Origin of the sequence: Metapseudomonas boanensis, from assembly GCF_042232855.1 — a bacterium.
GTDB classification, from domain to species: Bacteria; Pseudomonadota; Gammaproteobacteria; order Pseudomonadales; family Pseudomonadaceae; genus Metapseudomonas; species Metapseudomonas boanensis.
In genome coordinates, this window is sequence record NZ_CP113889.1 from 2,861,542 (window position 1) to 2,877,998 (window position 16,457).

At 62.2% G+C, this 16,457-nt stretch carries 18 protein-coding genes; 6 read left to right on the forward strand and 12 right to left on the reverse strand.

Annotated features, from left to right (window positions below):
• Nucleotides 1-93: 93 nt before the first annotated feature.
• Entirely contained in the window at nt 94-399 is a 306-nt protein-coding gene (locus OXH74_RS13170; RefSeq protein ID WP_215377949.1) for an EthD family reductase, read from the forward strand.
• A gap of 220 nt (nt 400-619) precedes the next feature.
• On the opposite strand, the gene OXH74_RS13175 is transcribed toward OXH74_RS13170, so the two are convergent.
• From OXH74_RS13175 to OXH74_RS13190, 4 genes are all read right to left on the reverse strand, one after another.
• On the reverse strand, nt 620-1,534 hold the full coding sequence (locus OXH74_RS13175; protein WP_375737418.1) for an acyltransferase: 915 nt from the start codon (nt 1,532-1,534) through the stop codon (nt 620-622).
• A gap of 294 nt (nt 1,535-1,828) precedes the next feature.
• Nucleotides 1,829-3,895 (reverse strand): phosphate acetyltransferase, encoded by a 2,067-nt coding sequence (gene pta / locus OXH74_RS13180; RefSeq protein ID WP_375737419.1) that lies wholly within the window; start codon nt 3,893-3,895, stop codon nt 1,829-1,831.
• A gap of 33 nt (nt 3,896-3,928) precedes the next feature.
• Complete coding sequence (locus OXH74_RS13185; protein ID WP_375737420.1) at nt 3,929-5,095, reverse strand: acetate/propionate family kinase; 1,167 nt, start codon at nt 5,093-5,095, stop codon at nt 3,929-3,931.
• Nucleotides 5,095-5,433, reverse strand: a complete 339-nt coding sequence (locus tag OXH74_RS13190) for a DUF3565 domain-containing protein (RefSeq protein WP_375737421.1) — start codon at nt 5,431-5,433, stop codon at nt 5,095-5,097. Before OXH74_RS13190 ends, OXH74_RS13185 begins: the two co-directional genes overlap by 1 nt.
• On the opposite strand from OXH74_RS13190, the gene OXH74_RS13195 reads away from it, so the two are divergent.
• The 4 genes from OXH74_RS13195 to OXH74_RS13210 all read left to right on the forward strand — a co-directional run bounded on the left by OXH74_RS13195 (nt 5,402) and on the right by OXH74_RS13210 (nt 8,439).
• Complete coding sequence (locus OXH74_RS13195) at nt 5,402-5,887, forward strand: peptidylprolyl isomerase (protein WP_215377960.1); 486 nt, start codon at nt 5,402-5,404, stop codon at nt 5,885-5,887. The two genes, OXH74_RS13190 and OXH74_RS13195, sit on opposite strands and share 32 nt — an antisense overlap.
• Nucleotides 5,888-6,014: 127 nt before the next feature.
• Nucleotides 6,015-6,497 (forward strand): glutathione peroxidase, encoded by a 483-nt coding sequence (locus OXH74_RS13200; RefSeq protein ID WP_375737422.1) that lies wholly within the window; start codon nt 6,015-6,017, stop codon nt 6,495-6,497.
• Between the two features lie 185 nt (nt 6,498-6,682).
• Nucleotides 6,683-7,273 carry a TetR/AcrR family transcriptional regulator gene (locus OXH74_RS13205; RefSeq protein ID WP_375737423.1) on the forward strand — a complete coding sequence of 197 codons (591 nt, stop codon included), beginning with the start codon at nt 6,683-6,685 and terminating at the stop codon, nt 7,271-7,273.
• A gap of 56 nt (nt 7,274-7,329) precedes the next feature.
• Nucleotides 7,330-8,439, forward strand: coding sequence for an NADH:flavin oxidoreductase (locus OXH74_RS13210; protein WP_375737424.1), 1,110 nt, complete (start codon nt 7,330-7,332; stop codon nt 8,437-8,439).
• Nucleotides 8,440-8,573: 134 nt separating this feature from the next.
• On the opposite strand, the gene OXH74_RS13215 is transcribed toward OXH74_RS13210, so the two are convergent.
• From OXH74_RS13215 to cysZ, 3 genes are all read right to left on the reverse strand, one after another.
• Nucleotides 8,574-9,737 carry a glycosyltransferase family 4 protein gene (locus tag OXH74_RS13215; RefSeq protein WP_375737425.1) on the reverse strand — a complete coding sequence of 388 codons (1,164 nt, stop codon included), beginning with the start codon at nt 9,735-9,737 and terminating at the stop codon, nt 8,574-8,576.
• 96 nt (nt 9,738-9,833) lie between these two features.
• Nucleotides 9,834-11,039 carry a ferric reductase-like transmembrane domain-containing protein gene (locus tag OXH74_RS13220; protein WP_375741610.1) on the reverse strand — a complete coding sequence of 402 codons (1,206 nt, stop codon included), beginning with the start codon at nt 11,037-11,039 and terminating at the stop codon, nt 9,834-9,836.
• A gap of 831 nt (nt 11,040-11,870) precedes the next feature.
• Nucleotides 11,871-12,617, reverse strand: coding sequence for a sulfate transporter CysZ (gene cysZ, locus OXH74_RS13225; protein ID WP_375737426.1), 747 nt, complete (start codon nt 12,615-12,617; stop codon nt 11,871-11,873).
• Nucleotides 12,618-12,943: 326 nt separating this feature from the next.
• Here cysZ and trxB point away from each other — a divergent pair, with 326 nt between their 5' ends.
• Nucleotides 12,944-13,891 carry a thioredoxin-disulfide reductase gene (gene trxB, locus OXH74_RS13230; RefSeq protein WP_375737427.1) on the forward strand — a complete coding sequence of 316 codons (948 nt, stop codon included), beginning with the start codon at nt 12,944-12,946 and terminating at the stop codon, nt 13,889-13,891.
• A 92-nt stretch (nt 13,892-13,983) separates the two neighbouring features.
• Here the strand turns inward: trxB and OXH74_RS13235 are convergent, their stop codons facing one another.
• From OXH74_RS13235 to folM, 5 genes are all read right to left on the reverse strand, one after another.
• Complete coding sequence (locus tag OXH74_RS13235; RefSeq protein ID WP_375737428.1) at nt 13,984-14,325, reverse strand: HopJ type III effector protein; 342 nt, start codon at nt 14,323-14,325, stop codon at nt 13,984-13,986.
• Entirely contained in the window at nt 14,322-14,615 is a 294-nt protein-coding gene (locus OXH74_RS13240) for a DUF1244 domain-containing protein (RefSeq protein ID WP_215377973.1), read from the reverse strand. Before OXH74_RS13240 ends, OXH74_RS13235 begins: the two co-directional genes overlap by 4 nt.
• 108 nt (nt 14,616-14,723) lie before the next feature.
• Nucleotides 14,724-15,095, reverse strand: coding sequence for a dihydroneopterin triphosphate 2'-epimerase (gene folX, locus OXH74_RS13245; protein WP_215377974.1), 372 nt, complete (start codon nt 15,093-15,095; stop codon nt 14,724-14,726).
• A 2-nt stretch (nt 15,096-15,097) separates the two neighbouring features.
• The gene (folE, locus tag OXH74_RS13250; protein WP_215377975.1) at nt 15,098-15,658 is read right to left on the reverse strand and encodes a GTP cyclohydrolase I FolE; all 561 of its coding nucleotides are present in this window, start codon (nt 15,656-15,658) and stop codon (nt 15,098-15,100) included.
• 22 nt (nt 15,659-15,680) lie between these two features.
• Complete coding sequence (folM, locus tag OXH74_RS13255) at nt 15,681-16,391, reverse strand: dihydromonapterin reductase (protein WP_375737429.1); 711 nt, start codon at nt 16,389-16,391, stop codon at nt 15,681-15,683.
• Nucleotides 16,392-16,457: the final 66 nt, after the last annotated feature.

Below are 16,457 nucleotides of genomic sequence, written 5' to 3' on the forward strand. Positions count from 1 at the left end.
GCTCCATAGCGCACTTCCAGCTCCCCGGGCCTACACTTTTCCTGTCGGGGCAGACGGAAACTCGCTCTGGCATTCGAGCGATAAGGAGGCTCCATGTACTGCTTTGTTGTGGCGTACCCCAACGCGCCTGGCGCGAAGTTCGATTTCACCTACTACTGCGAAGAGCACATTCCACTGCTGAGCCGCCTGCTGGGCGAGAACTTGGTGAAAGTGGAGGTCCGCAAGGGGCTGTCGGCTGCCGATGGTGCCGTCGCGCCATTCATCTGCATGGCCAATTTGTGGGTGCTGTCGGCAGAGGAATTGCGCAGTACGTTGGACCTGAACGGTGACGAGATTAGTGCCGACATCCCCAATTACACGAACCTTTCGCCGTTGCTGCAGCTGGATGAGGTGCTTTGACAGCGACGAGAAAAAAGCCCGGCAGAAGTCGTAATGCTGGTCACATAAGAAAGAAACGCCGCTTGGCCCTCAGGGGGAGGCGGCGTTTTTGGGGAGGCGCCATCAAAGACGGGTTATCCTGACGCACCTTCCGCGCAGCACCATCGCTGAAACCGCAACAGCTGACGCAGACATCGCCTAATTGAACCGCATTACGCAATCAGGCGGGCTTTTCGTCGTTTCAGGTGCTGCGGGCTGGCTGGAACTTCTGATGCAGCCTTGCCAGCTGTGCGTCCTTCACTTCCCACAGGTTGTTGACCCACTTCTGGAAGGCCAGGCGGTATACCTCGTCCTGGTCGTAGCTCTTGCCGATGAACTCCTGTGGAATCTCCAGCTTCTCGATGCGCACCACTACCTGGCGTAGCTCCCCGGACAGCAGTGTCCAGAAGTTCGGATTGCCGTCCGGGTAATGGATGGTGACGTTGAGCAGCGCGTGCATCTGCTCGCCCATCGCGTCCAGTACGAAGGCGATGCCCCCAGCTTTGGGCTTGAGCAGGTACTGGAAGGGGGATCCCTGCTGGTCATGCTTGTGACGCGTGAAACGGGTGCCTTCGAGGAAGTTGAATATGCCCACCGGGTGGTCGCGGAACTTGGCGCAGGTGCGGCGGGTGGTTGCCAGGTCCTTGCCCTTTTTTTCCGGGTGCTTGGCCAAGTACGCCTTGGAGTAACGCTTCATGAAGGGGAACTCCAGCGCCCACCAGCATAAGCCGATCACCGGAACCCAGATCAATTGCTGCTTGAGGAAGAACTTCAGCGGACGGATGCGGCGGTTGAGCAGGTGTTGCAGCACCAGGATGTCAACCCAGCTCTGGTGGTTGCTGGTGACCAGGTAGGAGTGCTGGTAGTCCAGCCCGGCCAGGCCGTCGACGTCCCAGCGCGTAACGCACACGAGGCGCATCCAGCCATTGTTGCAGGTGATCCACGCCTCCTGGATGAAGCTCATCATCACGTTCAGCACGCGCTTGGCGAAGCGGAAGGGCAGCAGCAGCTTGAGCAGGGTGACGCCGAAAAGCGGCCAGCACCAGAACAGGGTATTGAGCGCCAGCAGAAGGGTGGCCAGTACACCGCGCAAGGGGGAAGGGATAAAACTGAGCATGGAAGGGATGCAGCCTCACCGTGCGGTGGTCATGGCCACCTCGTTATGGGTTGGGCCCGCTGTGTTCCCTGAGGGCGGGCAGAATGGGGCAAAGGTTAATGGTTGTTCCCTGGACTGCAAGTGCGAAGGGTGACCAAGCGGTCGCGTGGGAGGGCGGCCCGTGGTGTCTTTATGAGGGGGATTTCATTTGCCAAGTAAAGGGACCAGGGACCTGCCCGGCGGACTTGCTGGGGGCCGCGGTGCGGCCCGTTGCGAATGAATTCGCACCCACAAGGTGCTTCTGGAGTGTGTTGCTCAACCCTGGCTCGCCGCCTGGATCGCGGTCAGGGCGATGGTGTGGACGATGTCGTCCACCAGTGCCCCGCGCGACAAGTCGTTGACCGGTTTTCGCAGCCCCTGCAGCACCGGACCGACGCTGACCACCTGGGCGCTGCGCTGCACAGCCTTGTAAGTGGCGTCGCCCGTGGCCAGGTTGGGGAAGACGAACACAGTGGCTCGGCCGGCCAAGGGGCTGCCCGGCGCCTGTTGGCGCCCCGCATTCTCGAAGGCGGCGGCGTCGTAGGGCAGGGGACCATCAATCAGCAGGTCGGGGCGTGCTTCCCTGGCCATGCGGATGGCCTCGCGGAGCTTTGCCAGCTCCCCGTCGTCCGTGGCATCGCTGATCATCGCCACACGCGGCGGAATACCGAGGGCGGCTGCGGAGTCGGCACTCTGCAGGGCTATCTCAGCGAGATCGCTGGCATTCGGTTCCGGGTTCACCGCGCAGTCGCCGAAGAGCACCACCTGCTCTGGCATCAGCATGAAGTAGACCGACGACGCCAGGCGGTAGCCGGGTGCCGACTTGATCAGCTGCAACGCAGGGCGAATGGTGTTGGCGGTGGGGTGGATGGCGCCGGATACCAGGCCGTCCACCTCATCCAGGGCGAGCATCATGGTTCCCAGCAGGACGTTGTCCTCGAGTTGCGCGGTGGCCATTGGGGCGTTCAGGCCCTTGTTCTGGCGCAGCTCCACCATGGGGTGCACATAACGTTCGCGGATCAAGTCCGGGTCGAGGATTTCCAGCCCGTCCGGTAGCTGGATGCCCTGGGCGCTGGCGACCGCGCGGACGTCCTCGGGCTTGGCCAGCAGCACGCAGTGAGCGATGCCGCGTGACTGGCAGATCGCCGCAGCTTGCACGGTGCGCGGTTCGCTGCCCTCAGGCAGGACAATGCGCTTGCCCGCCAGCTGTGCGCGTTCGATCAGCCGGTGACGGAAGGCTGGTGGCGACAGGCGCTCCTCGAGTGGGCTGCCGCAGCGTTTGCGCAGCCAGTCGAGGTCGAGGTGGCGGGCGACGAACTCGGTGACTTTTTCCGCACGCTCCCGGTCGTCCACCGGGATCTCCTTGTTCATGTGGTTGAGGTTGGTGGCCGTGTCATAGGTACCGGTGACCACGCCCAAGACCGGCAAGCCGCCTTGCAGGGCGCCCCGGCAGAGCTCGAGGGTGCGTGGATCGGGTTGGATATCGCTGGACAGCAACAGGCCGGCCAGGGGCACGCCATTCATCGAGGCCAGGCTGGCGGCGAGGATGATGTCGTCGCGGTCGCCGGGTGTCACCACCAGCACGCCGGGTTTCAGTTGCTGAACTGTGTTGGGCACGGTGCGTGCGCAGACCACTATCTTCTGCACTCGGCGCTGGTCGCAATCGCCGGCGCTGATGATGCGCGCACCGAGCAGGTCGGCCACATCGCGGGTGCGCGGGGCGTTCAGCTCTTCCAGCCACGGGACGCAGCCGAGCAGGCGGAACTCGCCACTCCTGAGCAGGGACGACTGCTCTTTGAGGCGCTTCGGGAAATCGTCGCCCTGTACCTTGTTGAGGATCACGCCGAGCATCTTGGGGTCGCGTGGCCCACCGAATTGCTGGGCCTGAATCTCCAGGCGATCGGAGAGTTCGCCGAGGGTTTCGTCTTCCGGTGCGGACACCAGCATCACATCAGCATCGAGGCTTTTCGCCAGGTGGAAGTTGATTCGTGCCGCATAGCTGGCGTGGCGGGTCGGCACCATGCCTTCGACGATGACCACGTCCTTGCCTTGGGCGGCCTGCTGGTGCAGGTCGACGATCTCGTTCAGCAACTCATCCAACTGGCCGTCGGCTAGCATGCGCTCGACCTGCGACAGTCCTAGCGGCTTCGGGGGGGTGAGACCATGGGTGCGGGCGATCAGTTCGGTGGAGCGCTCCGGGCCGACGTCACCGGGGTGCGGCTGGGCGATGGGCTTGAGGAAGCCCACCTTCAGACCGGCCAGTTCGAGGGCGCGGACCAGGCCCAGGCTGGTGGAGGTTAGGCCCACACCGAAACCGGTGGGGGCGATGAAAAAGGTATGCATGGGGTTCCTCAGTTGTACTGCGGGAGCCGGGTGTCAGTTGAGCAGGTCCAGTGTGTCCAGGGCGATCTGCCGTTCTTCGTTCGTAGGCACCACCAGCACGCGGGGATGACCGCGCTTGTGGATGGGGCCAGCGACGCCACGCACGCAGCGCGCGTTGGCCTCCCGGTCGATGGCCAGGTTGAGCAGCTTCAGGTGATCCACCGTTCTGCTGCGTATCAAGGGTGAATTCTCGCCTATCTCGCCGGTGAAGATCAGCCCGTCCAGTTGCGGCAGGGCACATCCGACGGCGGAAAGGGCCTTGGCCAGGCGGTAGCAGAATACCTCGATGGCCAGGGTCGCTCCGGCGTGTCCTTGGTCGCGGGCGCGCTCCAGGCTGCGCATATCGCTGGCCAGACCGGAAAGGCCCAGCAGGCCGCTTTCCTGTTTCAGCACCTGATCGATCTTCTCCAAGCTCCAGCCCAGGCTGCGATGCAGCTGGGTGTAAAGGTGCGGGTCGATGTCCCCGCTGCGGGTACCCATCACCAGGTTCATGCTGGAGTCGCGGCTCTGCCCGTTTACGATGGCGCATACGGAGCTGTGCAAACCGAGGTGTGCCGATAGCCAGCAGCTGTCGCCAATGGCCAGCCCCGCCAGCTCGGCGGCGCGATGGCTGACGAAGCGATGGCTGCTGCCGTGAAAGCTGAAGCGGCGGAAGCTGTGCTGGCGATAGAGTTCGTCCGGCAGGGCCAGGCGGTAGGCATGTTCGGGCAGGGTCTGGTGGAAGGCGGTGTCGAACACTGCCACCTGCGGCAAGTTGGGGGCCAGGTGCAGGGCGGCCTCGATGCCATGCAGGCTGGCCGGCATCTGATCCGGTGCGAGCGCAGCGAGGGCGCGCAGCCGGGCGAGGACCTTGGCATCCAGCCGGCACGCTGAGGTGAACTGTTCGCCGCCATGCAGGACGTGATGGCCAATGCCATGCAGCTTGCCGCCAGCAGCATTCTGCACCAGGGGCAGGAGCTGGGACAGCGCTGCACGGTGGTCGGCATTGGGGATCATCAGGCTGTCTTTCTCGCCGCCGCGCTGCCAGCGGAGCTCGGCGTTGCGGCTGCCCAAGCCATCGGCCATGCCGTGCAGAGGGAACTGGCTGTGGGCCTCGTTGACCAAAGCAAAGCGCAAGGACGAGGCGCGGGCGTGGATGACCAGGATATTGCGTGCAGGCATCAACCTTCCTTCTTCGGTTCGGGCTCGATGCCCTGGGCACACCAGCCGCACGGGAACAGGCGGCCTAGCTGCGCTTGGCGCTGCTCGGGGTCTAGAACCCAGGTGCGCGACTGCCACGGCGGCTGGTGCCGCAGGTGTTGAGTATGGCCGCAAGAGAGCACGGCTACCCAATGGCCGTCGTCATCCTGGCGGAGCCCTATCAGACGCGGCGCGGCAGCGATCCGTCCGTCAGTGCTCGGGTCGCAATCGGCTGACTGCGCGGTTAAACTTGCATGTTCATCATTCATTCGCAAAAGGTCTCGCACCATGCTGATCGCCGCCAACAAGGCTGTGTCCATCGACTATACCCTGACCAACGACGCCGGTGAGGTGATCGACAGCTCTGCCGGCGGCGCTCCGCTGGTGTACCTGCATGGCGCGGGCAACATCATCCTCGGCCTGGAGAAGGCACTGGAAGGCAAGCAGGCCGGTGACGAGCTGAGCGTTGCCGTCGAGCCGGAAGATGCCTACGGCGAATACAGCGCCGAGTTGGTTGCTACCCTTGATCGCGCCATGTTCGAAGGCGTCGACCAACTGGAAGTCGGCATGCAGTTCCACGCTTCGGGCCCGGACGGCAGCATGCAGATCGTCACCATCCGCGACATCGACGGCGACGACGTGACCGTTGACGGCAACCACCCGCTAGCTGGCCAGCGCCTGAATTTCAAGGTCAAGGTAGTCAATGTGCGTGATGCCAACTCCGAAGAGATCGCTCACGGCCACATCCACGGCGAAGGCGGTCATCACCACTGACCGATCGTCAGCGATTGCTGGCCTCAGCAAGACATGATTCGGCTGCTAAGCTGATCAAACCGAAAAGGCGCCCCGGGGCGCCTTTTTCGTCCGTTGTGAAATCCCTGCGACTTTCAAGGAGTCTGTCATGAGCGCCTTTCACGACCTCAAACTGCGTGGCCTGGACGGTCAGGACCTGCCTCTGGCTCCGTTCAAGGGGCAGGTGGTCCTGGTGGTGAATGTAGCCTCCAAGTGCGGCCTGACCCCCCAATATGCCGGTCTGGAAAAGCTTCACCAGCAGTTCCATGAGAAAGGCTTCACGGTGCTCGGTTTGCCGTGCAACCAATTTGCAGGCCAGGAGCCGGGCACTGAAGACGAGATCCGCGAGTTCTGCAGCCTCAACTACGGGGTGACCTTTCCCCTGGGCAGCAAGCTCGAGGTCAACGGCGCGGCGCGGCACCCCTTGTACCGACTGCTGGCCGGCGAGGGCGCGGAGTTCCCTGGCGACATCACCTGGAACTTCGAGAAGTTCCTGGTGGGTAAGGATGGTCGCGTGCTGGCGCGATTCTCGCCTCGCACGGCGCCGGACGATCCCGTGTTGATCCAGGCTGTGGAAAAGGCCTTGGCCTGATCTACCATCGCCCCCATGAGCTTTCACTGGTAGGAGCGAGCTTGCCCGCGAAGGGCACGAAGCTGGTAATTCGCCGGCAAGCTGGCTCCTACAGCGCCCACCTCACAACATCCTCCCTGTTGCCACCCAATCACTCTGATCAATAGTGCTGGGCGGGCGAGACGACCGGTCATATGCTCGCCGCCATGACCAGTATCCGACTCGACAAACGTGACCTCATCCTCGCCAAGGGCTCCCAGGTGATGACCCGCCGTGGTTACCACGGCACCGGCGTACAGGAGATCGTCCAAGCCGCCGGCATCCCCAAGGGGTCCTTCTATCACTACTTCGCCAGCAAGGAAGATTTCGCCCTGCAGGCGTTGGAGTACCTCTACCTGCCACGCCTGGAGCGTTATGCACAGGCCTTGACCAACCCGGCGTTGAGCCCACGCCAGCGCGTGATCGGTTATTACCAGGACTTGCTGACGCACTTCGCCAGCCGCGAAAAGCCCGAGTATCACTGCTTCATTGGCAGCCTGGGGTTCGAGATGGCCGAGCTGTCTCCCGCCATTGGCGAGCAGGTGGATCTGATCCTGCAACGTTCGGCGGACATCCTTCAAGGCTGCCTGGAAGAAGCCGTGGCGGCCGGCGAACTAGCACCTGAAGAAGACTGCGCGAACCTTGCCGCCTTCATCGCCAACGCCTGGCAAGGCGTGCTGACGCGCCTGAAGGTGGGTGGCGGCACCTTGCCGATGAACGCTTTCGTAGACCGCCTGGAGCTGCTGCTCCGGGCCTGATTTTTCCACGCCTGTAAACGAGACGACCGGTCATATGGCCGGCCCAAGGAGACCCCGTGACTGCTCCCGTGCAAGCCCTCTTCGAACCCTTCCGCCTTGGCGGCCTGGAACTTCCCACACGCGTGGTGATGGCGCCGATGACCCGTTCCTTCTCCCCGGGCGGCGTACCCAATGCCCAAGTGGTGGAGTATTACCGTCGCCGCGCAGCTGCCGGTGTCGGCCTGATCATCACCGAGGGCACCACGGTTGGCCATAAAGCCGCCAACGGTTACCCGCATGTGCCGCGCTTCTACGGCGACGATGCCCTGGCCGGGTGGAAAGCGGTGGTGGACGCCGTGCATGCCGAAGGTGGCCGCATTGTCCCGCAACTCTGGCACGTGGGTAATGTACGTCGCCTCGGCACCGAGCCGGACGCCAGCGTGCCCGGCTATGGCCCCAGCGAGAAGCTGAAGGATGGCCAGGTGGTCGTCCACGGCATGACCCAAGAGGACATTCAGGACGTGATTGCCGCCTTTGCCCAAGCAGCTCGCGACGCTAAGTCCATCGGTATGGACGGTGTGGAAATCCACGGGGCACACGGTTACCTGATCGACCAGTTCTTCTGGGAAGGCAGCAATCAGCGTACCGACGAGTACGGCGGTAGTCTGGCCAATCGCTCGCGTTTCGCCATCGAGCTGATCCAGGCAGTGCGTGCGGCTGTGGGCTCGGACTTCCCGATCATCTTCCGTTTTTCCCAGTGGAAGCAGCAGGACTACGCCGCACGCTTGGTGCAGAGTGCCGAGGAGTTGGAAGCCTTCCTCAAGCCGCTGTCCGAGGCCGGAGTGGATATATTCCATTGCTCGACCCGCCGCTTCTGGGAGCCGGAGTTCGACGGTTCCGACCTCAACCTTGCAGGCTGGGCCCGCCAGTTGACCGACAAACCGACCATCACCGTCGGCAGCGTCGGCCTGGATGGCGAGTTCCTGCAATTCATGGTGAAGACCGACAAGGTGGCGCAGCCGGCCAACATCGAAGGCCTGCTGGAGCGCCTGAACAAGGCCGAGTTCGATCTGGTGGCCGTGGGCCGTGCCCTGCTGGTCGACCCGGACTGGGCGGTGAAGGTTCGTGAAGGGCGCATGCAGGACATCCTGCCGTTCAGCCGCGAAGCCTTGGGTAGTCTGGTCTGAGATGTAGGAAGCCCCGCTCAGGCGGGGCTCTTGCTATGTGGATGTCGTTTGTATGCCCTCACTCTCGTCGGCGCCCCTCCGTGGGTGGATGGTCGTGGAGAGACCGTGAATCGCTGGCTTGCGGCAGTGACTGTCTATCGGGGGGCGGCAATGCTGGCCTGGCGCGCCTCCATCAGACATTGTTCAAACTGCTGCACAATCGCCTCCCACCCCTGACGACCAGCGTGCTGGCGGGCATTGAGGCGGACCCGCCGCAGGACTTCCGGGTCTTCCAGCAGCCAGATGGCTGCATCAAGGAAGCTGCCTGGCTCGCCCGGCAGGGCCAGCGCGCCATTGTGTCCATGGCGGATGTGCTGGGCGGCGGCGGCCTGGTCGAATGCGACTACTGCCAATCCCGAGGCGAGGGCTTCGAGCACTACGTTGCCGAAGGTTTCCGAAAGGCTGGGAAAGAGGAACAGGTCGCCGCTGGCATAGTGTCGCGCCAGCTCCTCCCCGCGTTGGATGCCGCAGAAGATTGCCTCCGGCAGAACCTGCTGGAGCATCGCCAGCTGTGGACCATCGCCGACCAGGATCAGTCTCAGGCGTCGCTCGGGATAGCGTTTGCGCAGGCTGTCGAAGGCGCTGCAGAGCAGGCCCAGGTTCTTCTCGGCGGCCAACCGGCCGACGTGGAGCACCGCAATGTCGTCGTCATCCAGGCCCCACTGGGCGCGAAGTTCACAGCAGCGCCGGGCGGGGGTGAACAGTTGGCCGTCGACCCCGCGGGACAGCAAATGCAGACGCTCGAACCCGCGTCGGGCCAGGTCCTGCAACTGGCTCACGCTGGGCACCAGGGTCAGACGCGTGGCATTGTGGAACCAGCGCAGGTAACCGGTCAGTAGCCGGGTCAGCAGACCGACACCGTAATGCCCTGTGTACTGCTGGAAGTTTGTGTGGAAGCCGCTGACCACCGGAATCCCCAATCGCCGCGCCGCCCGAAGGGCAGAGAAGCCCAATGGGCCTTCGGTGGCGATGTAGAGCACATCCGGTGGCTGTTGACGCCAGCGCCGCAGCAGTTTGTGCAGGCACGACTGACCCCACTGCAGGCCGGGGTAGCCGGGCAGTGGCCAGCCGCGGATCAGCAGCAGCTCGTCGCTGCTTTTTCGGCCCTGGTCGCAGGCCTGGCGCGGGCGGACCACTTGCAGGCGGTGACCGTGGGCGCGCAACCCGTCGTAAAGACGGCCGAGGGTGTTGGCTACGCCGTTGACTTCAGGCAGGAAGGTTTCGCTAATCAGCGCTATACGCAGGAGTGTCGGGCTCATGCGAGCAGTTTCCCGCGCGCTCATGTAGTCGATGTGACGCTGAGGTGACTGCCAGGTGACGGTGCTTCCCCGCATGAGCGCAGAGGCGCAACGATGCTATCTACCCCTTCTCAGCGCATCTGGAATAGTTCCTGGTGGAAATCGACGGGGCTCAGGCCATGGGCCAGAAGATCCTTGCGCAGCGCCGAAGCGGGCCGGGCCGCAGAACCAGAGGCTGGCCTCCTTCCAGTCGGGAATCTCGTTGCGCAGGCGTTCGGCGTTCAGGCGTCCATCCTTGGCGTCCACCAGCAGGTGCAGCTTGACGTTGGCGGCCTGAGCGTCGGCCTTCAGGTTGTCGATGGCCGCCTGGGAGTATTCCGAAGTCGGGTGGAACAGGTCGATCCGGTGCTGTCGGTCCGGGACCTTCGCCAGGTGTTCCATACGCGCAATAAAAGGGGTGATTCCGATGCCAGCGCCGATCCAGATCTGCCGCTTGCGCTGGTCGGTAACGGTAAAGCAACCGTAAGGCTCTTCCACCGTCACGGGCTGGCCAACCCGGAGGGTCTCGTGCAGTCGGCCGGTGTGGTCGCCGAGGGCCTTGGTGATGAAGGTGATCTTGTGCTCCTGCGGGTTCCACGCCGAGGCAATTGTGTAGGGATGCGCGCCTTCATTGTGGTTGGAGGTAACGAAGGCGAACTGACCTGGCTTGTGTCCATGCCAGCCCTGCAGCAGGTCTATGGTGCTCTCCAGCACTCGCAGCTCCGGGTAGTAGGTCAGAGACTTGATGCTGCCTTTAACCTTGCGGTCGGCCCCAGCCCGGTTGAGCAGCACCAGGTGCGCGGAGATGGTACCAGCGGCTACCAGGGTAGCCATCACGATCCCAAGTGGCTGCATCCAATAGCTGAACTCCAGCAGGATGACGGTGTGGAAGGCCAGCACCAGGTAGAGGATGGCCAGGAGGGTGTGCGTCTTGGCAAGCAGGCGGTAGGGGAAACGCTGGATCAGCGCCAGGATGATCAGGATGGCGGCGATGTAGAACGTCCACTCACCCAGGAACTCGGCAAGGCCGCACTGGCTTCGGAACAGCTGCTCGACGACGCCGAGGGTTTCTTGCCCGCTACCACCGCGTGCTGGCTTGGCCAGCCAACCCCAGGCAACAGCCCATTTGGTGCCCTTGGCCCATAGCCAATGGATGGTGCCGAACACTAGTGCAGTGATCCCCAGCCATTTGTGCAGACGGTACATCTTGTCCAGACCACCGAGCCAGGGTTCGATCAGACGTGGTCGGGCGGCGAGGACGACGGCGATGCTCATCGCACCCATGGCGATCACGCCGGAATCCTGGACCAGCACATGGCGCAATGGGAAGTAACCGAAGGACTGTGGAACGAAGGTGTCAGCGATTATCCATAAAGGGTTAGTGTGGCCAAAAGAACCAGAGGGCGATCTTGATCTTATTCATCCTGAATTACCTCTGTGAAAAATAAACGAACAATGCCTCGTCCAAGAGTTGCTTGCGAAGAAAAGGAAGCAGGATAACGAGTTTCGAATGTCTGCCATGGATCGATTACATATTCTTTACCTTTTTCTCATTTTGCTGATTAGATCTCGGCTTATTGATGTCTGAGAGGTTTCGTATTTCAAAATTTTGCTGTTGCATCAATCTTCTCTGGACGCTGTTCATGCGTGGTTGAGTTCTCTGGTGCGCGCTGTAGATCAGGCACGTTAAAGGTTTGGCTTTTAGGAAGTGGATGTCGGTGATTGTGGAGTGAAGTTAATTTATCTGGCTGCTTTTTAATGTCAGTCAGTGGCTTGGTTTTTGGGTTATAAGTAGAGTCTGGAATTAATCGTGGGTTGACGATAATCTACGATGATGTCGACTTGTCCGACTCCAGCCGAGTTGTGGATGCGCGAAGCGATTACAGGGTGTGTAAGCCGGCCCAGATGTTTGCTCCGCTAGTTGCAGTAGTGCCGAAGAAATCCGGGCTTGATGGTTATTTCGCGTATTCAGTGATCGGTGGATTTCGGTCTTTTCAATGACTATTCGCGGCAGATCCGGCACCCCACGTCGCAGGTATCAGATCCCTGGATCGGGGTGCCGGAAGGAGGGGCAATGTGTGCCAATCATGTGGATCAGCCAGCGGGTATGACCCGTTATTTCACCAGCGCCTTGTCACCGCCCTCGCGCACCCAGAACAGCGTCGCGCCGGCAACTGCGGCGGGCATCATCAGGATGTTGAGTCCCGGCACCAGCAGCGCAGCGTAGGTGGCGCCGCCGAAACCCAGGCTCTGCCAGCGCTTCTCGCGCAGCCAGGCGAGCATCTCGTTCCAGCCTAGCTTGTGGTTGTCCGCTGGGTAGTCGATGTACTGCACAGCCATCATCCAGATACCGAAGATGATCCACAGCGGCGCGGCCAGCAGGTTGAGCCCCGGGATGAAGGAAAGGATGAGCAGGGCGGCTGCACGAGGCAGGAAGTAGGCCAGCTTGCGCAGCTCTCGGCCAACGGTGCGCGGGATCATCGCCATCAGCTCGCCCCAGCTGAAGGATGGGAAGTTGTCCTGGCCGCGGACAACCACCTCGACCTTCTCTGCGAGGAAACCGTTGAACGGCGCGGCAATGACGTTGGCGAGCATGGTGAAAGTGAAGAAGATCAGCACCAGCACCAGCAGGACGAAGAGCGGCCAGATCAGGTACTGGAGGAAACTCAGCCAGTCCGGAAGGCTCGGCATGAAGGCATCGACCCAACCGCTGAATTCCTGCATCGCAAAACCGATCAGAGCCATGAACAGCAGCAGGTTGACCGTCAGTGGCAGCAGCACGAATAGGCGCAGCCCGGGACTGAGGACCAGTTTCAGCCCCTCGCCGAGGTACTGCGGGCCGGAGAGAGTAGGTGTCAGCATGGAGGTTCCCCCAAAGGTTGAAATCGCGCCGACCATACCGGCTTTGCCGCTGCGCTGGAAAGGCCCGAAACGGCTGGGAACAATTTCCTCTGGCTGGCATGCCGCTGTTTAGAGACCACACCATAGGCCCTGCCTATGACCCGCATTGAGAATCGACATTTCCGCTGCAGCGGGAGGGTCCGTAACCTTGCAGCCATTCCCTGATCTGCCGGCGAAAGTTGGGGGCCAGGCCCGGTTCGACGGAGCCACTGCATCTTCAAAGCCTTCCCCAAGTGCCGCAGTGGCTCCTTTTTATTTGCACGCCGGCTAGCCGGCAGGAGTCAGCCATGTCCGAAGCACGCCATTCGCGGGTCATCATCCTCGGTTCCGGACCGGCGGGTTACACCGCTGCTGTCTATGCCGCCCGGGCCAACCTCAAGCCACTGCTGATCACCGGCATGCAGGCTGGCGGCCAGCTGACCACCACCACCGAAGTCGACAACTGGCCGGGCGATCCCCACGGACTGACCGGCCCGGCGCTGATGCAGCGTATGCAGGAGCATGCCGAGCGTTTCGAGACCGAGATCGTGTTCGATCACATTAACGCGGTGGACCTGGCCGGCAAGCCGTTCACCCTGATCGGTGACAGCGCGACTTACACCTGCGATGCGCTGATCATCGCTACCGGCGCCAGCGCCCGCTACCTGGGGCTGCCGTCCGAGCAGGCGTTCATGGGCAAAGGCGTTTCCGCCTGCGCCACCTGCGATGGCTTCTTTTACCGCAACCGGGAGGTTGCAGTGGTTGGCGGTGGCAATACCGCTGTGGAAGAAGCGCTGTACCTGGCCAACATTGCCAGCAAGGTCACCCTGATACACCGTCGGGAGACCTTCCGCGCCGAGAAGATTCTGCAGGACAAGCTGATGGCGCGGGTTGCTGAAGGCAAGATCGTACTGAAGCTGAATGCTGAAGTGGACGAAGTGCTGGGCGACGACATGGGCGTCACCGGCGTGCGTCTGAAGCGTCAGGGCGGCGCCAGCGAGGATTTGAAGGTCGACGGCCTGTTCGTCGCCATCGGTCATACCCCAAATACCTCGCTGTTTGAAGGTCAGATGGCGTTGAAGGACGGCTATCTGGTAGTCAGCGGCAGCCGCGACGGTAATGCCACCGCGACCAGCGTACCGGGTGTGTTCGCTGCGGGTGATGTGGCCGATCACATCTATCGTCAGGCCATCACCTCGGCCGGAGCCGGCTGCATGGCGGCACTGGATGTCGAGCGATACCTCGACGCGCAGTGAGATCGGAAGGAGAAAACCCCCGCAAAGCGGGGGTTTTTCATGGCTGACCAGTCAAGCGTTAGTCCGTAGGATGGGGGGAGCGCAGCGATACCCTACGCCTTGCGTTGCAGCGGCTGGCGCTCGAAGCGCACACCGGCTAGGCCGGTGGCCATCAGGGCGCGGATATTGCCATGGTCGTTGCCGTCTGGCGTGGCCAGGACGGAGCGGTAATGCTCGCCGAAGGCCTGCAGGGTTTCTTCCAGGCTGAAGTCCTCTAGCAGCGCGAGACCGAGGGTCTTGCAGGAGCCTTCGTTCTGCCCGGCAGCGTTCTCTACCGAGCCATTCGCGAAGGCACTTTGCTGGTAGTCGTAGTGGGTCGCAATGAAAGCGAGAGTATCGGCAAAGAGGTGCTGCTCGCTGTGCAGGCGGGCACGGAAATCGTTCAGGTCAGTCATTCTTTGTTCGCTTTGTTGAAGGCCGCTTGCTGCTCGGCGCTGGCTTCTTTCTGGTATTTGGCCTTCCACTCGGCATAGGGCATGCCGTAGATCTCTTCGCGTGCCTCGTCGGGGCTCACTTCGACGCCAATGTCGTCGGCGGCGGCTTTGAACCACTTGGACAGGCAGTTGCGGCAGAAGCCGGCGAGGTTCATCAGGTCGATGTTCTGTACATCCGGACGGCTGCGCAGGTGTTGCACCAGACTGCGGAAGGCTGCGGCTTCGAGTTCGAGGCGTTCTTGCTCGGTCATGGCAGGACTCTCCTGGGGCTTGCGGGAGGAATTGTGCGGGATGATAAAAGCCCGCCCAGGCGGCGACAATGCCCGGCGGCAGCTTGCAGCCGGGCGGGAAGGAAGCCCTTAGCGGTGGCTGGCCAAGGTAATGGAGACTGACTCGGCGAAGCGCAGGGCGTGGGGCTTATCTACCTCGACCTCAGCGTAGCGCACGTTGGAGTTGGCCATGATCAGGTCGAGGATTTCCTGGGTCAGGCGCTCCAACAGGGCGAAGCGGTTTTCCTCGACATGGCGGATGATCGCCTTGGTGATGGTGCGGTAGTTCAGCGCGTGGTCGATGTCGTTGTCGCGCACGGCGTCGGTCGCGGGGTAGAGAATGGTCAGGTTGATCAGCACATCTTGCTTGTTGTTGATCTCCTCTTCCTTTATTCCGATGAAGGTGCGCAGGCGCAGGTCCTTGACGCGGATACGCGCCATTCCGGGCTCCAGTCGCGGCATTCTTACTTGCTCCGTCCGATCAATTGCAGGAATTCCTGGCGGGTAGTGCTGGACTCTCGGAAAGCTCCGAGCATCACCGACGTGCTCATCACCGAGTTCTGCTTCTCCACGCCTCGCATCATCATGCACATGTGCTGGGCCTCGATCACCACCGCGACGCCGGCGGCCCCCGTCACTTCCTGGATGGCCTCGGCAATCTGTCGGGTGAGATTCTCCTGGATCTGCAGGCGTCGCGCGAACATATCGACGATGCGTGCGACCTTCGACAGACCCAGCACTTTGCCGGTGGGAATGTACGCTACATGGGCCTTGCCGATGAAGGGCAGCAGGTGGTGTTCGCACAATGAATAGAGCTCGACATCCTTGACCGTCACCATCTCGTCATTGTCGGAGGCGAAGAGGGCGCCATTGACGATCGCTTCGAGGGATTGCTCGTAGCCGTGGCACAGGTAGCGCATAGCTTTGGCAGCACGCTTGGGCGTGTCCAGCAGGCCTTCTCGTTCCGGGTTCTCGCCCAGGCCCACCAGGATTTCCCGGTAGTGCTGCGACAGTTGTTCGCTCATGGCGTTTGTCCTTCGGCTCGTATCAGACGACATGGCGGCCGCCGTTGAGGGTTAGGGTGGTGCCGGTGACGTAAGGATTGTCCAGCAGGTAGCGCAGACTCTGGTAAACCACTTCGGGGCCGGGTTCGATGCCCAGCGCCGACTTGGCGAGCGTCTTCCTGCGGTACTCGGCGTCGTCGTCCGGGTTGAACATGACCAGTGCCGGTGCAATGCCGTTCACCTTGATATGGGGGGCGAAGCGAGCGGCAAAGGACAGGGTCAGGTTGTCCAGCCCCGCCTTGCTGGCGCAATAGGCCAGGCGTTTGGCGCTGCCCTTGCGAACAACATCGTCGCTGATGTGCACGATGTCGGCCGGACTGCTGCGGCGCAGCAGATCTTCGCAATGCAGGTTGATCAGGTAGGGCGCGAGCATGTGCACGCTGAACATGCGCTGGAACGCGTCAGCTTCCTGGCCGGGGGCTTCAGTGAGCCAATCAGATGCGTTGTGCACGATGGCGCGCAGGCTCCCAGTACTGCTCCTGAGGGCAACGATGAAATCGAGGATGCCGCGCTCGCTGGAGAGGTCTGCCTGCAGGGCAATGGCGCCGCGCTCACGCAGCTGGCCGACCGCGTCGCGCTCAGTACGGTAGCTGATGATCACCGGCTGCCCTTGATCGAGCAGCCGCCCAGCGCAGTGCAAACCGACGCGCTGGCTGGCACCGGTGATCAGGATGGGGGGTAGGGGAGCGCTCATGTGCGCCTCGTTCAGGGATTGGGCATGGCCGGCAACTCAACGGTTCGCCGGCTTCTCGGACCCAAC

What these genes read in the sequence shown, in the direction of transcription:
- OXH74_RS13175 (WP_375737418.1), bottom strand. Translation starts at nt 1,534, where the DNA reads ATGCTCAGTTTTATCCCTTCCCCCTTGCGCGGTGTACTGGCCACCCTT.
- OXH74_RS13220 (WP_375741610.1), bottom strand. Translation starts at nt 11,039, where the DNA reads ATGGGTGCGATGAGCATCGCCGTCGTCCTCGCCGCCCGACCACGTCTG.
- pta (WP_375737419.1), bottom strand. Translation starts at nt 3,895, where the DNA reads ATGCATACCTTTTTCATCGCCCCCACCGGTTTCGGTGTGGGCCTAACC.
- trxB (WP_375737427.1), top strand. Translation starts at nt 12,944, where the DNA reads ATGTCCGAAGCACGCCATTCGCGGGTCATCATCCTCGGTTCCGGACCG.
- cysZ (WP_375737426.1), bottom strand. Translation starts at nt 12,617, where the DNA reads ATGCTGACACCTACTCTCTCCGGCCCGCAGTACCTCGGCGAGGGGCTG.
- folX (WP_215377974.1), bottom strand. Translation starts at nt 15,095, where the DNA reads ATGCCGCGACTGGAGCCCGGAATGGCGCGTATCCGCGTCAAGGACCTG.
- OXH74_RS13205 (WP_375737423.1), top strand. Translation starts at nt 6,683, where the DNA reads ATGACCAGTATCCGACTCGACAAACGTGACCTCATCCTCGCCAAGGGC.
- folE (WP_215377975.1), bottom strand. Translation starts at nt 15,658, where the DNA reads ATGAGCGAACAACTGTCGCAGCACTACCGGGAAATCCTGGTGGGCCTG.
- OXH74_RS13195 (WP_215377960.1), top strand. Translation starts at nt 5,402, where the DNA reads ATGCTGATCGCCGCCAACAAGGCTGTGTCCATCGACTATACCCTGACC.
- OXH74_RS13215 (WP_375737425.1), bottom strand. Translation starts at nt 9,737, where the DNA reads ATGAGCCCGACACTCCTGCGTATAGCGCTGATTAGCGAAACCTTCCTG.
- OXH74_RS13240 (WP_215377973.1), bottom strand. Translation starts at nt 14,615, where the DNA reads ATGACCGAGCAAGAACGCCTCGAACTCGAAGCCGCAGCCTTCCGCAGT.
- OXH74_RS13200 (WP_375737422.1), top strand. Translation starts at nt 6,015, where the DNA reads ATGAGCGCCTTTCACGACCTCAAACTGCGTGGCCTGGACGGTCAGGAC.
- folM (WP_375737429.1), bottom strand. Translation starts at nt 16,391, where the DNA reads ATGAGCGCTCCCCTACCCCCCATCCTGATCACCGGTGCCAGCCAGCGC.
- OXH74_RS13235 (WP_375737428.1), bottom strand. Translation starts at nt 14,325, where the DNA reads ATGACTGACCTGAACGATTTCCGTGCCCGCCTGCACAGCGAGCAGCAC.
- OXH74_RS13190 (WP_375737421.1), bottom strand. Translation starts at nt 5,433, where the DNA reads ATGGACACAGCCTTGTTGGCGGCGATCAGCATGGTGCGAGACCTTTTG.
- OXH74_RS13185 (WP_375737420.1), bottom strand. Translation starts at nt 5,095, where the DNA reads ATGCCTGCACGCAATATCCTGGTCATCCACGCCCGCGCCTCGTCCTTG.
- OXH74_RS13170 (WP_215377949.1), top strand. Translation starts at nt 94, where the DNA reads ATGTACTGCTTTGTTGTGGCGTACCCCAACGCGCCTGGCGCGAAGTTC.